General features: G+C 53.6%; 16 protein-coding genes and 1 pseudogene. 6 read left to right on the top strand and 11 right to left on the bottom strand.

The genetic code is table 11. The features are described from left to right. Positions 1–111: 111 nt before the first annotated feature. From I9018_RS25040 to I9018_RS25020, 5 genes are all read left to right on the top strand, one after another. Complete coding sequence (locus I9018_RS25040) at positions 112–5310, top strand: type I polyketide synthase (protein WP_241107805.1); 5199 nt, start codon at positions 112–114, stop codon at positions 5308–5310. 88 nt (positions 5311–5398) lie between these two features. Continuing rightward, complete coding sequence (locus tag I9018_RS25035; protein WP_241107804.1) at positions 5399–6253, top strand: SAM-dependent methyltransferase; 855 nt, start codon at positions 5399–5401, stop codon at positions 6251–6253. A 506-nt stretch (positions 6254–6759) separates the two neighbouring features. Further along, positions 6760–9795: an amino acid adenylation domain-containing protein gene (locus tag I9018_RS25030; protein WP_346780094.1), complete on the top strand. Its 3036-nt coding sequence runs from the start codon at positions 6760–6762 to the stop codon at positions 9793–9795. A gap of 59 nt (positions 9796–9854) precedes the next feature. Beyond that, the gene (locus I9018_RS25025; RefSeq protein WP_241107803.1) at positions 9855–10553 is read left to right on the top strand and encodes an alpha/beta fold hydrolase; all 699 of its coding nucleotides are present in this window, start codon (positions 9855–9857) and stop codon (positions 10551–10553) included. Between the two features lie 706 nt (positions 10554–11259). Continuing rightward, positions 11260–11505, top strand: a complete 246-nt coding sequence (locus I9018_RS25020) for a hypothetical protein (RefSeq protein ID WP_241107802.1) — start codon at positions 11260–11262, stop codon at positions 11503–11505. 100 nt (positions 11506–11605) lie between these two features. Here the strand turns inward: I9018_RS25020 and I9018_RS25015 are convergent, their stop codons facing one another. Beyond that, positions 11606–11956 (bottom strand): type II toxin-antitoxin system RelE/ParE family toxin, encoded by a 351-nt coding sequence (locus I9018_RS25015; RefSeq protein ID WP_241107801.1) that lies wholly within the window; start codon positions 11954–11956, stop codon positions 11606–11608. Then, on the bottom strand, positions 11953–12231 hold the full coding sequence (locus tag I9018_RS25010) for a type II toxin-antitoxin system ParD family antitoxin (RefSeq protein ID WP_241107800.1): 279 nt from the start codon (positions 12229–12231) through the stop codon (positions 11953–11955). Before I9018_RS25010 ends, I9018_RS25015 begins: the two co-directional genes overlap by 4 nt. 114 nt (positions 12232–12345) lie before the next feature. Between I9018_RS25010 and I9018_RS25005 the strand changes: the two genes are divergently transcribed. After that, the gene (locus I9018_RS25005) at positions 12346–12696 is read left to right on the top strand and encodes a hypothetical protein (protein WP_241107799.1); all 351 of its coding nucleotides are present in this window, start codon (positions 12346–12348) and stop codon (positions 12694–12696) included. A 42-nt stretch (positions 12697–12738) separates the two neighbouring features. Here I9018_RS25005 and I9018_RS25000 read toward each other — a convergent pair whose 3' ends face one another. From I9018_RS25000 to I9018_RS24965, 9 genes and pseudogenes are all read right to left on the bottom strand, one after another. Next, positions 12739–14268, bottom strand: coding sequence for a conjugal transfer protein TraG N-terminal domain-containing protein (locus tag I9018_RS25000; RefSeq protein WP_241107798.1), 1530 nt, complete (start codon positions 14266–14268; stop codon positions 12739–12741). Then, complete coding sequence (locus I9018_RS24995) at positions 14265–14624, bottom strand: hypothetical protein (protein ID WP_241107797.1); 360 nt, start codon at positions 14622–14624, stop codon at positions 14265–14267. The genes I9018_RS25000 and I9018_RS24995 overlap by 4 nt, the downstream gene beginning before the upstream one ends. Positions 14625–14627: 3 nt before the next feature. Continuing rightward, positions 14628–15983, bottom strand: coding sequence for an integrating conjugative element protein (locus I9018_RS24990; RefSeq protein ID WP_241107796.1), 1356 nt, complete (start codon positions 15981–15983; stop codon positions 14628–14630). A 20-nt stretch (positions 15984–16003) separates the two neighbouring features. Continuing rightward, positions 16004–16942 (bottom strand): TIGR03756 family integrating conjugative element protein, encoded by a 939-nt coding sequence (locus I9018_RS24985; RefSeq protein WP_241107795.1) that lies wholly within the window; start codon positions 16940–16942, stop codon positions 16004–16006. Further along, positions 16939–17346 carry a TIGR03757 family integrating conjugative element protein gene (locus I9018_RS24980; protein ID WP_241107794.1) on the bottom strand — a complete coding sequence of 136 codons (408 nt, stop codon included), beginning with the start codon at positions 17344–17346 and terminating at the stop codon, positions 16939–16941. The genes I9018_RS24985 and I9018_RS24980 overlap by 4 nt, the downstream gene beginning before the upstream one ends. Before the next feature lie 153 nt (positions 17347–17499). After that, positions 17500–17694: pseudogene (locus I9018_RS32800) on the bottom strand (LLM class flavin-dependent oxidoreductase); the annotation flags it as partial. Beyond that, positions 17664–18764 carry a hypothetical protein gene (locus tag I9018_RS24975; protein ID WP_346780113.1) on the bottom strand — a complete coding sequence of 367 codons (1101 nt, stop codon included), beginning with the start codon at positions 18762–18764 and terminating at the stop codon, positions 17664–17666. The pseudogene I9018_RS32800 and the gene I9018_RS24975, both read right to left, overlap by 31 nt. Positions 18765–18882: 118 nt before the next feature. After that, the gene (locus I9018_RS24970) at positions 18883–20187 is read right to left on the bottom strand and encodes an MFS transporter (protein WP_241107792.1); all 1305 of its coding nucleotides are present in this window, start codon (positions 20185–20187) and stop codon (positions 18883–18885) included. A 50-nt stretch (positions 20188–20237) separates the two neighbouring features. Continuing rightward, entirely contained in the window at positions 20238–21362 is a 1125-nt protein-coding gene (locus I9018_RS24965; protein WP_241107791.1) for a ThiF family adenylyltransferase, read from the bottom strand. Positions 21363–21614 lie beyond the last annotated feature (252 nt).

The following is a 21614-nucleotide window of genomic DNA, read 5'->3' as shown; positions in this document are numbered from 1 at the left end:
TTAGTTGAAAAGTGAATGGTTATCGAATGACTAAAAACCATTAATGTGGGCATACCCAGGGTGGGTTGTATGGACGGCGAAAGGGAATTTGCTAGTTACAACGATCAGGATATGAATCTGCAGCCCATCGCGATTGTCGGAATGAGCTGTCGCTTCGCACCGCAACTTTCCAGCCTGGAGAGTTATTGGGACTTTCTGGTTCAAGGCCGCTGTGCGGTCGGTGACTTGCCCGGCGACCGCTGGGCCGATTATGAGAACAGCAGTCCCGAAGTGGCGGCGGCGCTGAAGAAGGCCACGCGCCGTGGATGCTTCATGGAGCGGATCGATCATTTCGATCCGGGATTCTTCGGTATTTCTGCCCGTGAGGCGCAGTCCCTGGACCCGCAGCAGCGGATGATCCTGGAACTGGCCTGGGAGGCGCTCGAGCACGCTGGCATCCCGCCATTGATGATCAAGGGCAGCGAGGCGGGGGTATTCGCCGCCGCCAATTCGTTCGACTACGGGCACCGGATGCTGGCCGACCTGAGTCATATCGAGCCCTGGGTGGTCAACGGCGGGATGTTGTTCGGCATCGCCAACCGGGTGTCCTACATCCTCGACCTTCACGGCCCCAGCCTGGTGGTCGACACCGCCTGTGCCGGCTCGCTCACGGCGCTGCACCTGGCCTGTCAGAGCCTGCGCGATGGCAGTACCGGGCTGGCCCTGGTGGCGGCGGTGAACCTGATGACATTCCCCGGTTTGAGTCTGGCGCTGGATGCCTCGGGCGCCACGGCGGCCGATGGTCGCTGCAAATCCTTCGATAGCGCTGCCGACGGTTATGGCCGCGGGGAAGGAGCGGGGGTGCTGGTCCTCAAGCGCCTGGAGGATGCATTGCGTGACCAGGACCGGATACTGGCCCTGGTCCGGGGTTCGGGGGTGTTCCAGGACGGTCACAGCGCCGGGATGATGGCGCCCAATGGCGAAGCCCAGGAGCTGATGCTGCACCAAGTCTATCGCCAGGCCGGTATTCCCTGTGCCTCGGTGCAGTACGTGGAGGCCCATGGCACCGGCACCCGCCTGGGGGACAAGGCCGAGCTGACGGCGATTTCCCGGGTGTTCGGCAGCACGCGTAGCGGCGGCGAGAAATGCCTGGTGGGCTCAGTCAAGCCCAATATCGGCCACCTGGAAGCGGGCGCCGGCATCGCCGGCTTGATCAAGGCTGTGCTGGCGCTGAACCACGGGCAGCTGCCGCGTAGCTTGTACGAGAACCTGACCGACGAGGTCGACTGGAGCACTTCGGGCATCGAGGTGGTTTCCAGCCTCAGACCATGGCCGGACACCGGTTCGCCCAGGCGGGCCGGTGTCTCTTGTTTCGGCGTGGGCGGTACCATCGCCCACGCGATCATCGAGGCTGCGCCGGTGACACCCCAGGCGCGGCCGGGTGCCCAACCGCCTTGCGGGACGCGACTGTTCCCGCTGTCCGGGCAGGCGCCGCAGAACTTGCGTCACAGCGCCGCGCGCCTTGCCCATTGGGTGCAACAGCACCCCGAGGCCGCGCTGGAAGATATCGCCCATACCCTCGGGCAACGACGCGCGCACTTGCCTGCCAGGGGCGCATTGTTGGCGAGCAATTCCACGGAGTTGCTCGAGGCCTTGGGCCAGATGGCGGCTGGCAGCGATAGCGAGCGCTGTTTCAGCGGCTCGGTGCTGGCCGGGCGAGGGCCGGTCTGGGTGTTCTCCGGACATGGCGCGCAGTGGCATGGCATGGGCCGGGAGCTGCTGGCTAGCCAGCCGGTATTCGCCGCTGAACTGGACAGTCTGGCCGAGGTGTTCAGTGCTGAGCTGGGGTACACGCCCCGCGAGGCGCTGGAGCAGGGGGTGTTCGAATCGGTGGAGCGTATCCAGGCCACGACCTTTGCCTTGCAGCTGGCCTTGGCGGCGCTTTGGCGCAGCCTGGGGCTCGAGCCCCGGGCAGTGATCGGCTATTCCACCGGTGAGATCGCTGCGGCGGTGGTCGCCGGCGCCCTGGACAAGCAATCGGCCGCGCGTTTTGCCTGCCGCCGGGCGGCGCTTTACCAACGCCTGTCCGGCCAAGGGGCTATGGTCATGGTCAACCTGCCATTCGCCGAGGCCGCCAGGCGCCTGGAGGGGCGCGCACAGGTGGTCGCGGCAATCGCCGCCAGCCCCTCGTCCACGGTGATTTCCGGTACGGCCGGCGAGGTCGAGCGGCTCGCCGGTGAGTGGGCCGAGGAGGGGTTGGTGCCGCGGCGCGTGGCGAGCGATGTGGCGTTCCACAGTCCACACATCGACCAGGTCCTGGAGGATATCCGCCAAGCCGCTGGCGAACTGCGCTGCCTGACGCCGCGCCTGGCCATGTACAACTCGTCCTTGGGCGATCCCCGGGCCCTGGCGCCTCGGGATGCGGACTTCTGGTGCGCGAACTCACGTAACCCGGTGCTTTTCGAGCAAGCGGTGACGGCAGCCCTGGAGGATGGCTTTGAGCTGTACCTTGAGGTGTCCAGCAAGCCCATCGTCGCCCATGCCCTGAAGGAGACCGCCGATGCTTGCGGGCGCGAACACGTAATGGTGTGCCCGAGCCTCAGGGAGGGGCGGCCGGAGTATCCGGAACTGCTCGCTAGCCTCGCTCGTCTGTATTGCCACGGCGCCGACCTGCAATGGCCGGCTCCGGGAGCCTTGCTCGATCTGCCGAGCATGGGCTGGAACCACCAGCGCTACTGGACCACGGCCTTGCCGGTGCGGGCCAACCTGGGCAAGGGCCACGATCCGCTGCGGCATTCGTTGTTGGGCAGCCACCAGCTGGTGCGCAGTGCGCCGCCCTGTGACATCTGGCGCACGCGGCTGGATTTCGAACTGCGTCCCTATCCGGGCAGCCATCCGATCTGCGGCGTGGAGATCTTGCCAGCGGCGGCCTTGCTGAACAGTTTCATGCAGGCCGGGACGCGGGACGGGCATCTGCCGACCCTGCGTGACGTGGTGTTGCGCACGCCTGTGGCGGTGGAAGGTACACGGGATATCCAGATCGTCAGGCAGGGCCAGCAGATCCGCCTGTGCAGCCGACTTGACGATGAAACGGTGCAATCCGAGCAGGAGCGCGAAATGGGCTGGTTGACCCATACCACCGCCAGCCTGGACTGGAGCACCGAGCTGCAAGGCCCGGCGCCCGAAGTGGCGGCCTGGCAGGTTGACTGCCCCGAGTCGCTGGAGTGGCCGCAGCTCGAGCCGATGTACCGGCGCCGGGGTATCGCCGACTACGGCTTCCGGTGGCATATCCGTTCGTTGCGGCGCGGGCCGGGCCGGCTGATGGCGACGATCCAGGCGCAGCTCGGCCCGAGCCAGGCCAACAGTTGGGCGGTGGTGCTGGATGCCGCGCTGACCAGCCTGCCGCTGTTGTTGCCGGATGACGATCTGTTGCGCATGCCGGCGGCTATCGCCTCGTTGTGCGCGAGGCCCACGCCACCGGAGATCTTTACCCTGTTCGCCGAACTGGCGCCGCGCACTGGCGAGCGCCAGCCCATCGACCTGCTGGTGCTCGATGAGCGGGGAGAGCTGGCCGCGCGCATCGAAGGCCTGGTGTTCATGACGGTGGACCGCCAGGACGAACTGGCCCACGGCAGCAGTGCGACGGTGTTCGTCGAAGATTGGGAGATCTGTCGCTTCGAGCCCCCCACCGAGCCGCTGCCGCAGTTGGTGCTCCTCGGATCGGACGACGATGCCGCGCAGCGTTTGTCCCTGGGGCTGCGCCGGGCCGGGATCGAGCATGCCCGGGTACGAGACGGCGCCGAATTGCGCTTGAATGGACAGCCGACGCTGGTGCTAGTGCTCGGCAGCGTACCGGCAGACGATGAGGCGTTGTCGGATGCGGTCGAGGCCAATGCCTGGCGCCTGCTGCAAGCTACGCAGCAGGTCCAGCGCCTGGCCCTGGAGCAGCCATCCCTGCGCCTGGGTTGCGTGACCTTCGGAGTCAAGGCCATGGCCAACCGGACCGCCCTGGCCCAGTCGCCGCTGTGGGGTGTGGCGCGGATTGTCGCCGGCGAACAGCCAGGCCTCTGGGCAGGCTTGATCGACATCGATCCGGCAGCCTTGAACAGCGACAGCACCTTCGGCCTGCTACGAGGCGCCCTGGGGCACAAGAGCGAGGATGTGCTGGCCATCGGTACCCAGGCCTGCCAGGTCCTGCGCTTGCAGGAGGCAGTCGCGCCAGGCCCCAAGGGCAAGCCGCAATGCGTTCCGGACGCCACCTACGCCATCACCGGCGGCTTCGGCGCCCTGGGCCTGCAGGCCGCCCAGCACCTGGTGAACCAGGGTGCACGGCGCCTGGTGCTGATCGGCCGCCAAGGCTTGCCGGCACGCAGCGCCTGGCCCGCGCTGCAGGATCCGCAACAACGCTTGGTGATCGACGGCATTCGTGCGCTGGAGCGCCAGGGCGTGACGGTGCTGCCCCTGGCGCTGGACATCGCCGATACGGCGAAGGTGGCCGAGGCGTTGTCCGAGTCGGCCCTGGGCTTGCCGGCGATACGCGGCGTGGTGCACGCCGCTGGCGTCTTCAAGGGCGGCATGATCGAGCATCTGCAGCGCGCCAGCCTGTCCCAGGTGCTGCGGGCCAAGGTCACCGGGACCCTGGCCCTGGAGCGGGCGTTTCCTCCCGGGAGCCTGGACTTCCTGGTGCTGTTCTCCTCCAGCGGGCAGCTGGCGCGCCCCTCGGGGCAGGCCGGTTATGCCGCGGCGAATGCCTTCATGGATGGCTTCGCCAGGTATCGGGCAGGGCAGGACGGTCAACGGACCCTGAGCATCGCCTGGATGGCCTGGGAGCAGTTGGGGATGTCCAGCAATATCGACGCGACCCTGCGCGAATGCGCGGCCAATGGCCTGGGGGCTCTGAGTATCCCCACGGCACTGTCGTCCTGGCAGTTGGCCCAGGACTGTGGTGCACCCTATGCGGCGGTATTTCGCGTGCAGCGCTCGGCGGACCTCGGCCAGCCACTGCCGGTGTTGAGCAGGCTGCTGTGCGACGCCGCGCAAGAGGCGGCGCAAGTGACGTCAGTCGATCCCTGGCGCGCGGTGCCCGACGAGCAGCTTGGGCAGTGGCTGGCGCAAGACATCCAGGCGTTGATCGCGGCTGAACTGCGTTGTGCCCCCGAGGACATCAACCCCCAGCGGTCGCTGGTGGAGAAGGGCATGGATTCGCTGCTCAGCGTCGCACTGCGGATTCGCCTGAAGCAGCGCTACCGGATCGACCTGCCGCCCACGCTCATCTGGAACCACCCGACCGTGGAGGCCATTGCCCGCTACGTGCGCCAGGCACTGGCCTAGCCAGTAAGGCAAGCCGGCCCGGCACCTGCCAGACCAGGCGGCGTTGCCGGGGCCGGTGGATTTCTCATGCAACCGACAGGAAACCGCCATGCAGAATGCAACGGCCAGCTGGACCGCGATCTACACCTCCATCGCCCGTGCCGCCCACCAGGTACTTGACCAGCACCCCAAGGTGGTCGACGACCCGGTGGTGGTCGGCCTGGTCGAGGGCTCCAGTGCGGCGCAGATCCAGGCCCGGGCCGACGACTTCCAAGGGCCGGTGCAGTGCCTGGCCCGGGCGTTGTTCGTCATGCGCAATCGCTTGGCCGAAGACGAACTGCATCGAGCAGTAGCGGCTGGGGCAGGGCAGTATCTGATGCTCGGGGCGGGCTTGGATACTTTCGCCTATCGCCAGCCCGACTGGGCCCGGGGCATACGCCTGATCGAGGTCGACCACCCTGCCTCCCAGGCATGCAAGCGCGATTACCTGCACGCGGCGCGCATCGGCATACCGCGCAACCTCAGTTTCTGTGCCATGGATTTCGAACGAATGACCCTGCGCCAGGGCTTGGAAACCGTCGGCTTCGATCCCCAAGTGCCGACCTTCCTGTCCTGGCTCGGCGTCACCCAGTACCTGGAGCGGGCGGCGATCCAGCGCACCCTGGAAGATGTGCTGGCGCTCCCGGTCGGTAGTGGCCTGGTGATGAGTTTCATCATCAAGGATCCGGGGCTCGATGGCCTGGACCAGGAGGCGGTGCAGGTGTTTTCCAGCCTGGCGGCCGCTCGCGGCGAACCCTGGATCAGCCGCTTCGACCCCGGGCAGTTGCAGCACTGGCTGTTGGAGCTGGGGTTTACCGAGGCGCTACTGGTCGCTCCGGCCGAGTTGGAGCAGCGCTACTTCGCCGGGCGCACGGACGGCCTGCGGGCACCGTTCTTCGAACAACTAATGATCGCGCGGGTATAGGCGCCGGCGAGTTGTCGTCTTTAGGCGGGATCTATTCATATGCCGTTTGGCTGTTCACGTTTAACAAATAGCAAATGTCCGGTGGTAAAGGACTGGTGGTTCGGTTTTCGTGGTAGCTAGTCGCGGCAGGTAAAAACGGCACTGCGATGCGTATTTTTTATATTCCTAGAACCTTCCTTAAGAACAACGCGGAAGAAAAGTCACTGGTTTTTGAAATGAATGTAAAATTTTTAATAGCGAAAAAATCCTACTTGCATAGATGCCTTTTATGGCAGTTTCTGTGGGGGCTTAACTGAGAGCTTTATGAAGAACAGATTGTCTCGTTAAACTTTCTAATGGTTGGATATTACGTTTTGGTCGCTAAGAAGAGTTGTGCAAATCATGACGTATAAGACGTTTTATACTCTTCATTTGGCACTTGATTTTTAAGGGGGCACCGTTAACTCCGGCTTATTTTGTTCGATCGAAGTGTATTCATAAAGTTAATGGAATGATAGAGGTGTTATATGGAAACTTCAAGGAACCTAACTATTGTCGATATGTTTGAGAGGCAGGCTAATTTGCACTCAAGCAAAATTGCATTATATCACTGCTCGGACAGTATAACTTACGGCCTCCTAAACGAGAAAATAAATCGGCTGGCAAGGCACTTGATCGAACGCGGCGTCGAGGCTGGCGATATCGTCGCGGTGTGTGTTGAGCAGTCAATAAGTCGAGTTGTTTTTATGATGGCGATAGTGAAGGTCGGCGCCGTCTATCTGCCGCTTGATCCTGATTATCCCACTGCAAGGTTTGATTTTATACTTGAGGATGCACAAGCGGAACTGGTAATTACATCAAAAGCATATGAGCATAAATTTTTCACTTTTCGAGGGGTATTGATTATTCCCGACAGTGATTGGGAAAAGGCTCTAATTGATAGACAAACAATCAGTAATCTTCTGAAGGAGATACCGTCATCAAGTTTAATGTATGTGATATATACATCCGGAAGCACTGGGATTCCGAAAGGAGTAGCTGTCCAGCATAGTGCAATAGCGAGCTTTATCGAAAATATTCAGCCAGCGATCAATTTTTCATCAGAGAACACAGCGATACAAATTCTCTCTTATACATTTGATGCTTCATTTGTCGATACGTGGATGCCACTCCTAATGGGCGCGACATTGTATCTTTACCCGAATAATAAGTTGTTGGGTGAGGCGTTATTGGATTACATTAGGATGAATAAAATTGATACCATCCCAATGATTACTCCGACCATTCTTGCTACTTTTCCGACTGGTCACCCAATAGGGGAGCTTAAAAGTATTGTCGTAGGCGGTGAGGCGTGTGCGGATAACGTGTTCCTGTATTGGGCTAGTAGGCTTCAGATGTACAATCTTTATGGTCCAACTGAAACAACAGTTGCTGTTACTTGTCATAAATATGTGGCAGGACAAAGCGTTAAAAATATCGGCAGTCCTCTTTCAGGTGTTGATTTTTATGTGCTAGATGAAAAATTCCAGCCTTCACCTGCCGGCTCATCAGGTGAGCTTTTCATTGGTGGTGCGCAACTTGCCAAAGGCTACTTGAATAGGCCAGAGTTAACGGAAGAAAAATTTCTATATATTGAAGTAATTAACTCAATAACTGGAAAAAGTGAACGCAAGAGACTCTATAGGACTGGCGATATTGTGACACTATTGCCAAATGGAAATATTGAATACATAGGCAGGAACGATACGCAACTCAAGGTTCGAGGCTTTCGCATTGAGTCTGGTGAGATCGAAAACTCAATCAATAGGATCAGGAATGTCCGAGAGTCTGCTGTTGTAGTGGTGAATAAGGAGTTGGGGCAACCCGTATTGGCAGCTTTTGTTACGCTGTCGGATCACCATTCAAAGGATGAGGTGAAAGTAAAGTTGGAAATCAGGAAGGCACTCCAGAATACTCTTCCCTCCTACATGGTTCCCGACAAGATTTTTATCTTGGACTACTTTCCGCAGACGGCCAGTGGAAAAATCGATCGAAAAGCACTTCAGTCCTTGATGAAGGAAGAGGAGCTTTCGTTAGATGATGTAGCGGAAGATGATGTTGAAGGGATGCTTATTGCGATATGGAAACATGTTTTACAGTCAGATGACATTAAGGCTCAAGATAATGTTCTTGAGATCGGAGGAAACTCGGTTGCGGTTGTTCGTGCATTTACCTCGCTGCCAGAGTCGATACGAAGCAAACTGACACTGGTTGATCTTTATACCTACCCCTGTATTGAACAGTTGGCGCAAGAAATAAAACTTCGCGAAAAAAAACGCCCACTCACGTTTGAAGAAAAAATGCATGAATCCAAAAGAGTGTTGCTTGGCGACATTAAACTTGCGGCAGACTATGGATTCCCGACAGAAATTGATTCTGATGTTTTAGCCAGTCCGGAAAATATACTACTAACTGGTGTAACTGGTTTTGTTGGAGTGCATTTGTTGTTGGAGTTGCTAGAAAAAACATCGGCAAAAATATATTGCTTGGTTAGGGCGGGAAGCACCAAACATGCTATTGATAGGATAAAATCCACCTTGAATAAATATAGGATTTCTTGGCCAGAAGAGCAATCTAGCCGAATTGCTCCAATCCTGGGGGATTTTACTCATCCACAACTGGGTATGTCGGATTCCGACTTTGAAAATACATCAAAAAAAATTCAAGTTATCTATCACATTGGCGGAAATGTTAACTATGTTAAACCTTACGCCGAGATGAGTGCGGACAACGTAAATGGGATTCAGGAAATTATTCGATTTGCGACGACATCAAAGTTGAAATATCTAGTTGCGTGCTCCACGATAGCCGTTTTTAGTTGGGGGCATCTGATCACAGGTAAAACATGGATGTGTGAAGATGATGATATTCATCAGAATCTACCCGCGGTTTGTAGGGATACCAATTATGTAAGAAGTAAGTGGGTAATGGAAAATATCTTAGAGGAGGCAAAAAAGAAAGGACTACCTGTTATTGGCATTCGACCAGGATTTGTCATGTGTCAGAGTGATAGCGGTGCTACAGAAATGAACCAGTGGTGGGGAAGTTTAGTCCGATGCTGTGTGGCTCTCGGGACCTACCCCATGATCATGGGGCTTAAGGATCAACTGGTGACTGTGGACTTTGTAGCAAAGGCCATTGTACATATTTCTCAAAATAAAAAGTCTCCTGGTAAGTTTTTTCACCTCGTTCCTGAACCCGTGCATGACATCTCTCTTTCTGAGTTTTTTGAGAAAATAAAAGAGTATTTCGGGATAAAGCTCCGCCCTATACATTACCGTGAATGGCTAAATCAATGGAGGGATAATGAACATAGCCCCCTGTATAGCTTGTTAAGTTTGTTCACCGAGGAGGTCGCTCCAGGTAAATCTCTCGTCGAGTCTTATGAAATGACTTACTACTTTGACAGGAAGAATACTTCGGAGTTTCTTAAAGGAAGTGGAATAGAAACGCCTCCAATCGATAAGTCACTTCTTTCAAGGTATTTGGATTTTATGGGTATCTCTGTACATACTCCTAAATAACTCTGAATAGCAGTGCATTGCGGCGCGATGCACGGCCTATTTGGTAAGGTTGAGATCCTATGTTTGTGAAGAAGCCACAAATATTCACTTTGCATTTTGCGGGTGGAAGCTGCTACTCCTATCAGTTTATGAAGCCTGAGTTGACCGACTTTGATGTTGTAGCAGTAGAGTTGCCAGGAAGAGGGAAGAGAATAGCTGAACCGCTTATTCGAGGCTTTGAGGTTGCTGCTCTAGACATTTTTCAGCAAATTGTATCTCGACTCAGTGGGAGCCCATTTATTTTATATGGACATAGTATGGGGGCCATTCTCGGTCTGAGGGTTGCGCGAATGCTAGAAATTTATGAAAGAAGGCCATCAGCTCTTATTTTTACCGGGCATGCGGGGCCGAGATTAGTTAAGTATAAGAACACCGCTTTCCTCGAGACCCAGGAGCTCAAGCAGGTATTGCTTGAACTTGGCGGCCTTCCTGATAGCATTACAAATAATTCCGAGTTGTTCTCTTTTTTTGAGCCTGTTATTAGGGCTGATTTTGAAGTGGCGGAGCGTGCAGGTAGCTATAACTTTGAGTCAGTTGATATTCCCCTGTGTGTGCTAATGGGGACGGAAGAAAATTTTTCAGGCGAAATCGATTCATGGAGGGATTATACAACCTCTCATTTTAGCAAAAATCTTCTTAGTGGTGGCCACTTTTTCATCCATCATCATGCTTGTGAAATAGCTTCCATTGCAAAGTCAATGTTGTCACAGGAAGGCTAGTGTTGATTGAAGGGCATGCATCGGAAGGCTATAACTTTGATTTGGATGGTATCTCTTAGGTAAAGCTATTGAGCCCTAAGCCTCTATGCCTGGATAAAGGAAAGTCAGCTCTAATCCGTGAAAATCTACACCTTACGCATCAGCATTGAAGGTGTGTTAGCCAGACGCTTAGTCCATTTTTCCGCTATCAGCGGCCCTTTCAGGTAAGGCTTTTACCATTCTTATCCATTCCATTAGCTGTTCAAATCCATTTGCTCTGGGCCATTTCCTTTTATGGTTTATGGGGAAGAATGTTATTTAAAACGCTGAGTTGCAGGGAGTGTTGTTGGTTTTCCAATATATGAGTTTTCAAGCTCATTTGGCGGGATAACCCTTCGCTACGGCCTAATTTAAGCAGTTTATCTATCGTGCATGTGTAGAAAGTGATCGTAATTATTTCCATCGACATAACAGCAGTTGTCTAGATCGGTTACCGCATTTCTGGTTGCGGCGACGAACGCTCATGTGTAATCCTTACCGGGCGCCGCATATCGGCGCCGGGTGTGAGAACCCGAATTGATACCAGCGGGTCGCGTTATGGCGATCCGTAGGGCAGGCGTTCGCGTCTGGCCGGTCTGGTATCAGCCGGTTTCTCACCCCTACGGGTCGCCGCCATCCAATTCTCTGATGACGGCGTAGAAGAGCCACTCAGGGAGGAGGAAGCGGTATGGAGCATTTCGATAGTCAGACCAAGCCAAGTATCTACGCTGAAACGGCTTATGAGTTGATTCTCAGTGGCGTTAACCGATTTGAGTCTGAAGCAGATAGGCGGTTATTGCTAGATTCTCTACTATGCCAATGCGCTGTGTTTGCCCGCATAATAGCTGGTGAAGAGGCATTTCAGGATTTGCTGGAACGGCTGAAAAACTTTGATTTCAATGCTGAGTTTCAAGCGGATACTCATGCGCATTGACTCTCGCTTAGCAATGGTTGGTTGGGCTGCTCTTATATCAATAACAGTTTATGCACAGCGCTAGCGCCCAATCAGGCTTAATTCTACCGAACTTGTTTGTTTATTTCAGACGTCGTGTGGGCTCTATTGCGTCATGCAGGACTCGCACGACCTCAACGACCTGATCCTCATTGCATCGATAAAACACGATGTGTCTGGGCCTTACAACTCGGCCTTCAGTGTTATCCAATCTGCAGAAGAACAGGTGCAGGCTTCGCAGGCCTGGCGAGATCTCCTCGTGAGTGACGCTGCCCAACCTCTCAGGCTCCTCTCCAATGGATCGAAAAGTGTTTTGCAGGAGACTCTGGTACCGACGACGGGCACCCTCGCCAAACCTCACTTCTGTGTACCGTAGGATGTCGATGACGTCAGTTCGGGCCTGCTTCGAAATGTGTACCTGGAGCTGGCTCATTCTTTTTCGCTTGCCAGCTGGCCCAGGTTCTCGAAGTAAGCCTCCAGATCCTCAACAGCTACAGCATCAAACTGTCCAGACTCAAGCTCCATGATGCCGATCGATGTCGCGTTACGTAGGCCTTCGAGCCTGGCGGACTCCGATGCTTCATGCTCGAGCAGCATTCGAAGGCCGGCGCGCACGACCTCGCTGAAGTTCTGGTAGCGACCATCCTTTACCAACTGGTCTATGGACTGTTCCATGGGGTTGGGGACTATGATGTTGTGTGTGGCCATGAGGGTGTCCTGCGTGACGGGTGGCATGGCATTTTACGCCATATCCCTTGCTAAAACACCAAAGGTGTCGTATACCTCAAAATATGGTGTTCTTACGGACTCGATACACAAATCATGACAGCTGCAGCCACTACAACCTTTGCTCATCGCCTCGGTAGCGCACTGGGGACTGCGGCACGATTCTGTCTGCATGATCGCAACCCAATGGTCCGTTGGATCAAGCGAGCAATCGTTCTTGTGGTCTTTGGCGCCGTCCTGGTCAACTCATTCAGTTGGATCCTTTCTGCTCTTTTGATGATGATCCCTCTGGGTTTCGGTCTTTTCGCTTTTTCGAAGGCTGGCACCAATAAAGTGGATCTTTTTGTCAAAGACAAAGGAGCTCCCTACGGTCGTGATGGCGTTATGGGGGCTCCTCTCAATATGTGGGGAGAGCGGCGCGATGGTTTCGATCGAGATCAGCATTAAGGAGCTCGCTACATTCCGTGATACAAGCTCCTGCCGCGTTTATCATTGACTGCTTGCTGAAGTTACAGCGCTTTTAGCTATACCTCCTCCTTGACTCCCTGCCTGACCAACTGCATCTGTTCCTCTGGTTAGCCCATTCAGAGCCGAACCCGCCTGTACTCCGGCCCACCCAAGAGTAGCTATCCAGAACATCGGCAAGATGATGAACATGGCCCCCATGACGAAGTTAAGGATTGCATCCTGAGTGGTTGTGTTGAGCCCCATCACCGGGTCAAACGAAAGATGCGGTGAGCCTGAGCCGTAAAGTACGTCAATGATGGTGCTGTCTACCCAACGCGCCAGTTGGAACCAAAAGTCGACAAAGATCAGTGCGAAGAACACTACTGACATGGTCATCGCAACATTCAGCTGGTAGGCACCAATGATCAGTACCAGGGGCAGGCAGATCACCATTGCCATCTTGAGGAAGGCCATCACCATCGGCAGTGCCTGACGAACGATATCCATCCCCGGAAAGTACGCCAGTGAGCCCACTCCAACTCCGAGTGTTCCGCCGGCGCGAGCTAGCCCGTTCCACATTGTCCCGCCGATCTGGCCACCATAGTCGGAGTACACGTCTCCATTGACCTGGCTGGACGGTGAGACGACCTGTCGAATCATTGAGTCCGTGACTTCGTCCTTAGACAGCCATTTCGCCCAGCCAAGAAACTTGTTCATCAGGGTGGGATCGACCTGCGCCTGCAGGCGATCTCGTAGACCAATGCTGCCGTCCGACCACCATTGCTTGCATGTCGGATAACCTCCACCTCCGGTGACCTGGGGCAGCCCATCGTCTCGTTTAGCGTCGTATGGCCATGCTGTGCGAGGAGTCTTGGAGTAGTCCGTGTCGTAATAGCCAGATGTGTTCAGCAGGAAGCGTGAACCGATCCAGTTGAGGTCCTGCAGGGTTTTTGGGTCCTTTGTGATAGACCCGAGTTCCGGCTGACGCATGAAGAGGCGCGCCCGGGAAGGGCCGAAGCAGTCGTGTGTGAAGTCAGCCACCTCTTGAGCAAGCAAGGGGTTATCAATCCGGATTGCGTCGACGTCCATCCGCATCTGCCTAAGGTCGGTACCGCAGGGGATCGCCGCTACCGCTCCGCTATTCAGGCCCTTGCTCAGCGAGTGCATCACAGCCCACCAGATCGGGATTCTTGCGCTCTTGCCGGTCAGCGAACTGAATGTGGTATTCCATCCCGTATCCCCTGGGGCCGGCAGCAGTACCTGGCATTGCTTAGCCCTGGTCTGGTCGAACTGGAGGGTATCGAAGCCCACACTCATCACGGGGATCGCGCACAGAGAAACAACCACGTAACCGATGTATAGCTGGGTCTCAATCCTGGCCAGCGACAAGACGCCCTTGTTGCCTTCATCTGCACCTTCCTGGCGAACCTTGATCCATTCCCTCACGACGATGATCAAGAAGGGGAGAGCGAACAGGCCGGTGTCAGAGATCATGTCCCAGATGCCGTTGTTGATCAGCCAGCCGACCAGTGTCAGGTAAAATTCCAGGTAGTCGTTCGTGTAGAGGGTCATAGAACATCCTCCCAGGGGATCGGCGCCTTACTGATCTCAAGCACCAGGAACAACATCAGAACGAGCCCTTCGACACGTATGAAGCGCTTTTGGGCTTGTGCAGATGGTGGGGGTAGCTCTCGCTTCAAACGCAGCCAGGCGACGACGATGAGGCTGTAAAGGAGCAGCCTCCACAGCAGCATCGTGAGGTAGTTATTGCTTCGCCATGTCGACCAGGTCTCCATGGCACCGAGATTGTTGAGTGCAATCAGGCTGATCACAACGCACACAATCATTAAAAACACACACAGAGCCAGGCCTCCCGCCAGGCGCCTTAGTACCGTGGGTTTCTTCTCGAGGTCCTCTGGCAGGCTCATGAGTTACTCCCTGCCTGCAGGTTTCTGCAGTTGTTGCAGGCGATCGCTTTCGGGAGCAGCTTGGTAGATCGTCCGGGAGTTCTCAGCGCGAGTCTTACCGCGTTCAATGATCGCCATCGGTGAGTTGTTCGCCAGGTCGCGCCGAAGATCCAGCTCAAACTTGAGGTTTTCGATTTCTTTTTGCAGAACCTCGGATTGGGTGGTTGTCTGTTCCACGGCCAGATTGTTCGCGGCGACGTTCGATTCTCGAGATCCAGTGATCAGCATGCGATTCAACATCAGCGCTTTGCCGAGAATGTCTGAGAGCGCTACTTCGGATGCCAAACGCTGTGCCAGCACTGCTTGATCGCGCTCATCCCGCAGTGCGTTGATCACACCGCGGGTAATTGGCAGAGAGTCGCTACTGGCCTCTCTCAGTTTTTCTGAAGTGATGTGTGTTCCAGGTTTCAGCAGATCCTGGATGGCTGTCAGTTTTTTATCATATGTTTCCTGGATCAGTGGCGTGAGCCCCACGCCGGGTGTTGAGGCACTGGAGCAGCCTTCGCAGGTTTTGATTTCTTGCTCGCCCAGGACCCGGTTCGCAAACTGCGCGGCTTCGGTAGGAGACTCCCAGTAACCGCACACCAGGCCGTTCGAGCAGTTCGATTGTTGAACGCGGGAGGTCTCAGTAGCTGAGCGGCCATTGAGTAGGTTGTAGCCGGCTTTGACGACGTCGCTCACAACCTTGATGGGTTTTTGTCCTGAGCCGCCTGCTTGTTCACCTCCTACCCATGTAACCCCGGAGTTACCTGGGCCGTTTTCAACTTTGTCAACGACGGCAACAGCGTCATTCCCCGAGGACAAGGCCTGTCCCATTTTTTGTCCTTCTGCGACCTTCCCCCATCCAGCCTGGCCGCCGGCGATGTCGGCCATGCGTTCGGCCATTGCCCTGCAGGTGCCCTTCGATCGATCGTAGTCGAGGCGCGCCTGCAGGATGCCGTTAGTCAGCAGGTTGTACAGTGCGGGGTTTGCTCTTTGCAGAATCAATGCCGGCAGCGACATCACCGCGCCTGTAGCACTCTGGATGACATTGCTCATGATGTTTTGAAAGCCCTGCGTGGCGCCGTTTAGCTGGTTCTCCAGGGTATGGCTCAAGTCCATGTTTCCGCAGATCAGGTTGTTCTGCCATCCAGCTCCGACGGTGATGCTTTCCATCTGCCCGGCGCTACCCATGCTCACAGCACTGCCCCCGCCGATGCTGTACAGCACGTCGTCGCCAATCACGCTGCCCTGAGACTCAACCTTGATTGGGTCAGCCGCAAAAGCCACGGTACCGCTCAAGCTGATGGCTAATCCGATAGCTTGGGTCATCTTCTTCATTCTTCACGTCCGTCGCTGAGTTATTGAAAGTCGGTGCTGCCGAGGAAAATTTGCCCGCGCCGTTGGCAGCACGAGTAGGGGCGCCAGAGAGCCCAGGCATAAGCGCCATTGGCCGCTTCCATATCTGTGCCTATTCCCCACCCGGTGGTAGGAAATGTTGCGCAGGTAAGGCTCAGGGACGGCGTGAGCTGCTGCCACTTTCCGGTCGAGTAGTCGTCCTCGAGGAGTTCGCCGGCAGGCCAGTAGCCAGGCATTGGGAATGTCCGCATTGGCACGTAGACGTGCGGTTGACCCACACGTGTTGTGATATCGCCGGCACGTTGAGCGATCACCGCTGCTGCTTTGAAGTCGTCACTCTGGTGAATGAATCCGCTGCGCGGGTAGATGCTTCCCCACATGTTCGCGGACAGGAGGCCGCCAACCTCCCTCAGACCAGGTATCAGGGCCTCTGGATAGACGACCTCGGGGAGCCCATGGCGCCATGCAAGGGTGTCGAGGGTACTGAGCATGTAAGGAACGAAGGGGAGGGTGGCACCTGGGCATGCGTAGCCCGAAGCGGCGGCAAACTTGCTGAAAACAGCCCCACCTGGGTGCCCGATTACGTCAGCGTTTTTGAACTTCGAGATGTTGTTTTCGGCGTTGTGGTTCGTTGTTCCGTTGTTCCCGGCTTGCGCTGTGGGATTCGGCATACCCATCGGGCTGACTTCCACCCATGGGTTTTCGCCGGTATTGGCGTAGGCCGACACAACGGCGTCGGGCACGTAGTGACGGACCTTGACCGAGGTCTTGACCTTGCAACCAAAGGGCGTACACAGCAGCCAGTAGCAGATCCCAACAACCCGATAATCCAGGCAGGTCGGGGAGGTAGTAGACGCCACGATTGCCGCCGTGTTGATCGCGGCTGATGCTGGAAATGAAGTGAGCGCAGTCAGCGCAAATGCCCACGTGCGAGATCTCATTGCTGCCTCCTCGATCGCTCGATCGCTTTCAAGGCAACTGCAACGTCAGGTTGGCCGTAGACAACGTACTTTCGGTCGACTACTACAGCCGGGATCTTCTCAATGCCGGCACTCCAGGCATCAGTCAGCCCCTGCTGCGCCTTGGCCAACTCCCCGATTAGGCGGATGCCCTCTGCGCTCTTCATCATTCGTTGAGCAGCGATTGTGGCCTGCTGGGGATTGGGGGGAAGGTTACGTGATAGCTGGTTTTCTAGGCGCTCCTGGTCATCCAGCAGAATGACGCGAACCTGAACGCCTGCAGGAACTACCAGTGGATGAGCGGAGTCGGTGACTGCCCAGGCTTCAGCTTGAGCGTCCCCAAGTGCAAGTGAACCGAAGATGATAAGGAGTATGACTTTGAACATACGGGCTATACCTAGTCATTAATAGATAGGTACAGCCTGGGTCGACTCAAAACTGAGTGCAGTAGAAAATGGATAACCAAGACGTTGGGATTTTTTGGTGTCGATTACGGCCATCAAGTCATACTGACGTATTACACCTCTTAGCCTTGAACTCTACCAATCTAGCGCAATAGGCGGCGGGCCTTGAAGTGATGAAAAGGGCGGTAGGGCATCTTCGGCTATTTCCTGAATCACTTCAGCGGCAGGTCGCTGTGAAAATTGAATGCCGAGCGCCGCATGGTTTACTCCTGCAGCTTGCCACTCTTCCAATAGTGCTATCAAGCCATTACTTCCTGTGCGAATGACATGCCATCAACCTTTGATGATAATCGAGTTAATGCTCGGCGGAATCCATCTAGTTTGGTCAGATCTCCTCGAGATCTATGGGTAATAGCACCATATGCGTAAGGAAATAGTCCATCTAGCCAATCTCGCGGGTGAATGTCGGAACTATTCTCTATTGTTGAGATGACCCAGTCGGGTAGCCATGAAATGTCCCTGTCTGAAAAGTTAACTTCACCTGCAACCAATAACGCTAGTGTGTGGCGAAGAGAAGATTTTTCCTTAACTAATCGCTCTTGCAGTGCTTGGCAAGCATTCGGGTTGTCCAGTAATACAAGAAGATCTGTGGTGTCGCTCAAACTCAACGAATTAGGAAGAAATTTGGACAAAATCGGCAATGAGTTCTTCCAGCGCCTTCTGGCCTCGAGATCAATTCCAGCGAAATCCAACGCAGGAGAACTAAGGAATGTATAGGAATTAATCGTAGGTGTCAGGTAGCGTAGACGAAGGTTCATGATATCCATGAAGAGCTGATCACTGGCACATAAAGACTCTCTGACAGAGGGCGCACCATGGGTAAATGCTATGGGTGGACCAATAATGAACGTCGCATTGCGACGGTGAGATAAATGATGAATATCTCCCCAGCTTTTTTGTAGATGATGGGCAAGCCAAGCCTGAGGTGTAGGTCCGTTGAAAGGGTCAAGATTCATAGGAACACCAAAACCATTGAATACTACGTGGCCACGGGGGCTTAGGCGACTCTTTAGTAGTTGGTGGAATCCGTATTCAAATGTAACAGAGGCATATGCGCTCTGGGTATAAAGGTCGACAATGATTACGTCATACCGATCAGGAGTTATCTCCAAAAAATTCGCGGCGTCAGCCACAACGCTGTAAAAATCAATGTGGTCTGAAATTTGATTTCGGTTATCGAGACTACGGTCGTATGCGGTCTTATCAGTATCAACGACCGTCAAGCTGGCGACTCTTGTGCTGGCAGCGATCGGGGCAAGTGCCACTCCGTCCGAAAGCCCAAGCATTAGAACCGATATTTTAGTCTTGGACGAGTCCCCTAAGAATCCGACACATCCCATTTCGTCATAATATTGACCGCAGAAAATTTGTTCAGATTGAACAGGCTCAAATCGTTCTTTTGCGCTCTGCATAACTAAATAAAACTCCATTTTTAAAATCGAGAAACGCTAAGGCAGATTATTTCGAAAAGGCTGTGGGGTATTTTTCTAGGTAGGCGTCAGTAAGCTGTGTGTCTTGGGATCGCATGAAAATTCTGAAATCGGGTATCAAGAAAACCAGTAGGGACAATAATAAAACCATTCCGCCCAGTAGTGTAATTGTTAGTGTCACTCCAAAATTTTCGATTAGAGTGTTCATGGCGAAACTTCCCACTGGGCTAGCTGCCGCAGACAAAAAGGAGACTGTGGCAAATATACGATTACGATAGTTTTTGGGAGTTGCAAGCAGCCTGACGGCAGACGTTGGGATATTTATTAGCATTAGCCCTACACCTCCCCAAAAAAATGCAATAGATACAATTAGTGGAGATGAAACACTGCCAGCTACCAATAGGTTACACCCTAGTAAAGCAAAGCCAGAAGATACACATAAGTCACGTGGAATTTTGTCAGACATCCAGCTTATTATTTTGTAACTTCCCGCCAAAATACCTAGTCCGAAGCAAGAGTCGAAGAGACCAATGTAAGTCACCGGGAACTGCATGACATTCTTAACGTATAGCGGAATAAGGATAGTGAAGAACGGGAAAAGGGCAAAGTTTATCATCATTGCAATAACGGCGAGGTAAAACTCAACCTTTACACCATAAACCACTTTGAATCCTTCATAGATCATACTGATACCTCCGCTGCCTTGACTTCTTTCGTCCTGAACAGAGGCGCCTATGTGACTCGGGATAGTTGCAATCAATATTCCCGCAATAAGAACTGCAAAAAAATCTGCGACAAAAGCAAACGTGACGCCGACTCCATAGATCAGCCCACTGGCGAGCACGGGTCCTAACAAAATAGAAAATGACGACATCACACTTTTGCTACGAAAAGCTAGAGATACCTGATCATCATTTGCAAACAAAGGAATAATCGACGATTGAAGAGGGTCGCGTATTCCAACAATCGCGCTGCTGATCAGCATCAGCACACCAACCATCCAAGGATTGAACTCCCCTATGAGCGACAACAGTACCATCAATAGAGTAGTCAGTAAGCTGATCCATGAAGCGGTTTTTATGATTGTAATTTTGTTGTACTTATCCCCTAGCCAACCGAGGAGTGGTTTGGCCAATACCTCTACCGTGATAGCACAAGCAATCATATTAGCAAAATAAAGTGCAGAGCCAGTTTCTTGTAGAGCCCACCACGCTACCGCCAGCTGATTACACCTGCCCCCAAGCACCATCAGTAAAAAGCTGAGTTGTACTTTCAGTAAACGTCGATCGATAGTAAGAAAACCCCAGCTAATGCCCGAGAAACTTGCACTCATTAATGCACCTTTGATTGTGGTGTGATTAATATGTAATCAGGTATTCTAAATTAACTAAGGTGGATGCGATCCTCTGGATGCATAGTCAGATATCGCTCTATGCCACCCTCAAGACTATAAAGCTCCGCCTTTTTACCTGCATTACGAACTGTTAGTAGTGCAGCTTTACTTCTAGCGCCAGACTTGCAATAAAAAACAATGCGCCGTGTGGTATCGAGTTCTTCCAAACGATTAATAATTTCTTGAAGCGGGATTAGGCTGCCGCCCAATGAGCCTTGTTGATGTTCGCTAACGTCACGAACATCGATAAGTTGAATTGAATCCTTGTTTAATATCCATTCATGTAATTTATCAGCAGACAATAATTCGCTGTCTTTCAAAGTTGGAGCATTTGTTAGGCCAAGATTTTTTGTAAGATGTTGGGCTCTAGGTTTCTTATTAACACTTAGCAGGTGAGATACGTTGCCTAAGCAGTCAATAGACAATAATTTACCACTCAAGGGGGCCCCAATGCATAGTATCAACTTAAGTACTTCGTTGGCTTGAAAACAACCGAGTAAACCAGGTATGACACCTAGAACACCAGCCTCTGAGCAGTTTTGTGTTAAGTGCGGTGGAGGTGGTGTTTCAAATAGATCTCGGAAACATGGCCCCCACTGTTGGGTGTGTCGGTCGTAGTAGTTGAATACCGATACTTGACCTTCAAACTGACTGATCGAGGCATAGACCATTGGTTTTTTGCACTCAACACAGGCATCACTGATAAGATATTTAGCATCAAAATTATCAGTTGCGTCGACGATTATATCGTACTCCGATAATGTTGATAGAGCGTTGTCCGTATTCAGCAATGTGGAAACTGTCCGGACAGAAATTTCAGGATTCAATTGTTTGATACGACGCTGAGCCGCCAGAACCTTAAGATCACCAACATCATCGGTCGTGTAGATGATTTGTCTATGCAAGTTACTCACATCGACTATGTCATTATCAATAATACCGATTGTTCCAACGCCAGCCCCCGCCAAGTATAGAAGCACTGGGCAGCCTAGACCTCCTGCACCAATTACTAGAACCTTACTATTTCTAAGAAGATTTTGACCTTCTGTACCAACTTCGCTCAATATTGTTTGACGAGAATAACGGGATTTATCAGTTTTAATGTCGCATTGCATATCAACCTCCTGCTACAGCGTTGATTATGACCAACTGTGTGTTACGATCTAACGGGCTAGGGTAATCATGCTCATTAGCCACGGGTTGGCCATTAACAAACAGTCCTACAAAGGGCAGTGGATGTAGATCTTGTGAAAAAACCGGGCCAATCAGAGCTGGAAATCGCACGGTCAGATTTTTTAGTACTTCATTAAGAGAAAAGCCTTCGACACAGTGCGTTTTATGCTGGTCGGTGTAGGACAGAAATTGCC

Source organism: Pseudomonas sp. MPFS (assembly GCF_022537035.1).
Taxonomy (GTDB): domain Bacteria; phylum Pseudomonadota; class Gammaproteobacteria; order Pseudomonadales; family Pseudomonadaceae; genus Aquipseudomonas; species Aquipseudomonas sessilinigenes.
This window is presented reverse-complemented; position numbering and strand designations above follow the sequence as displayed.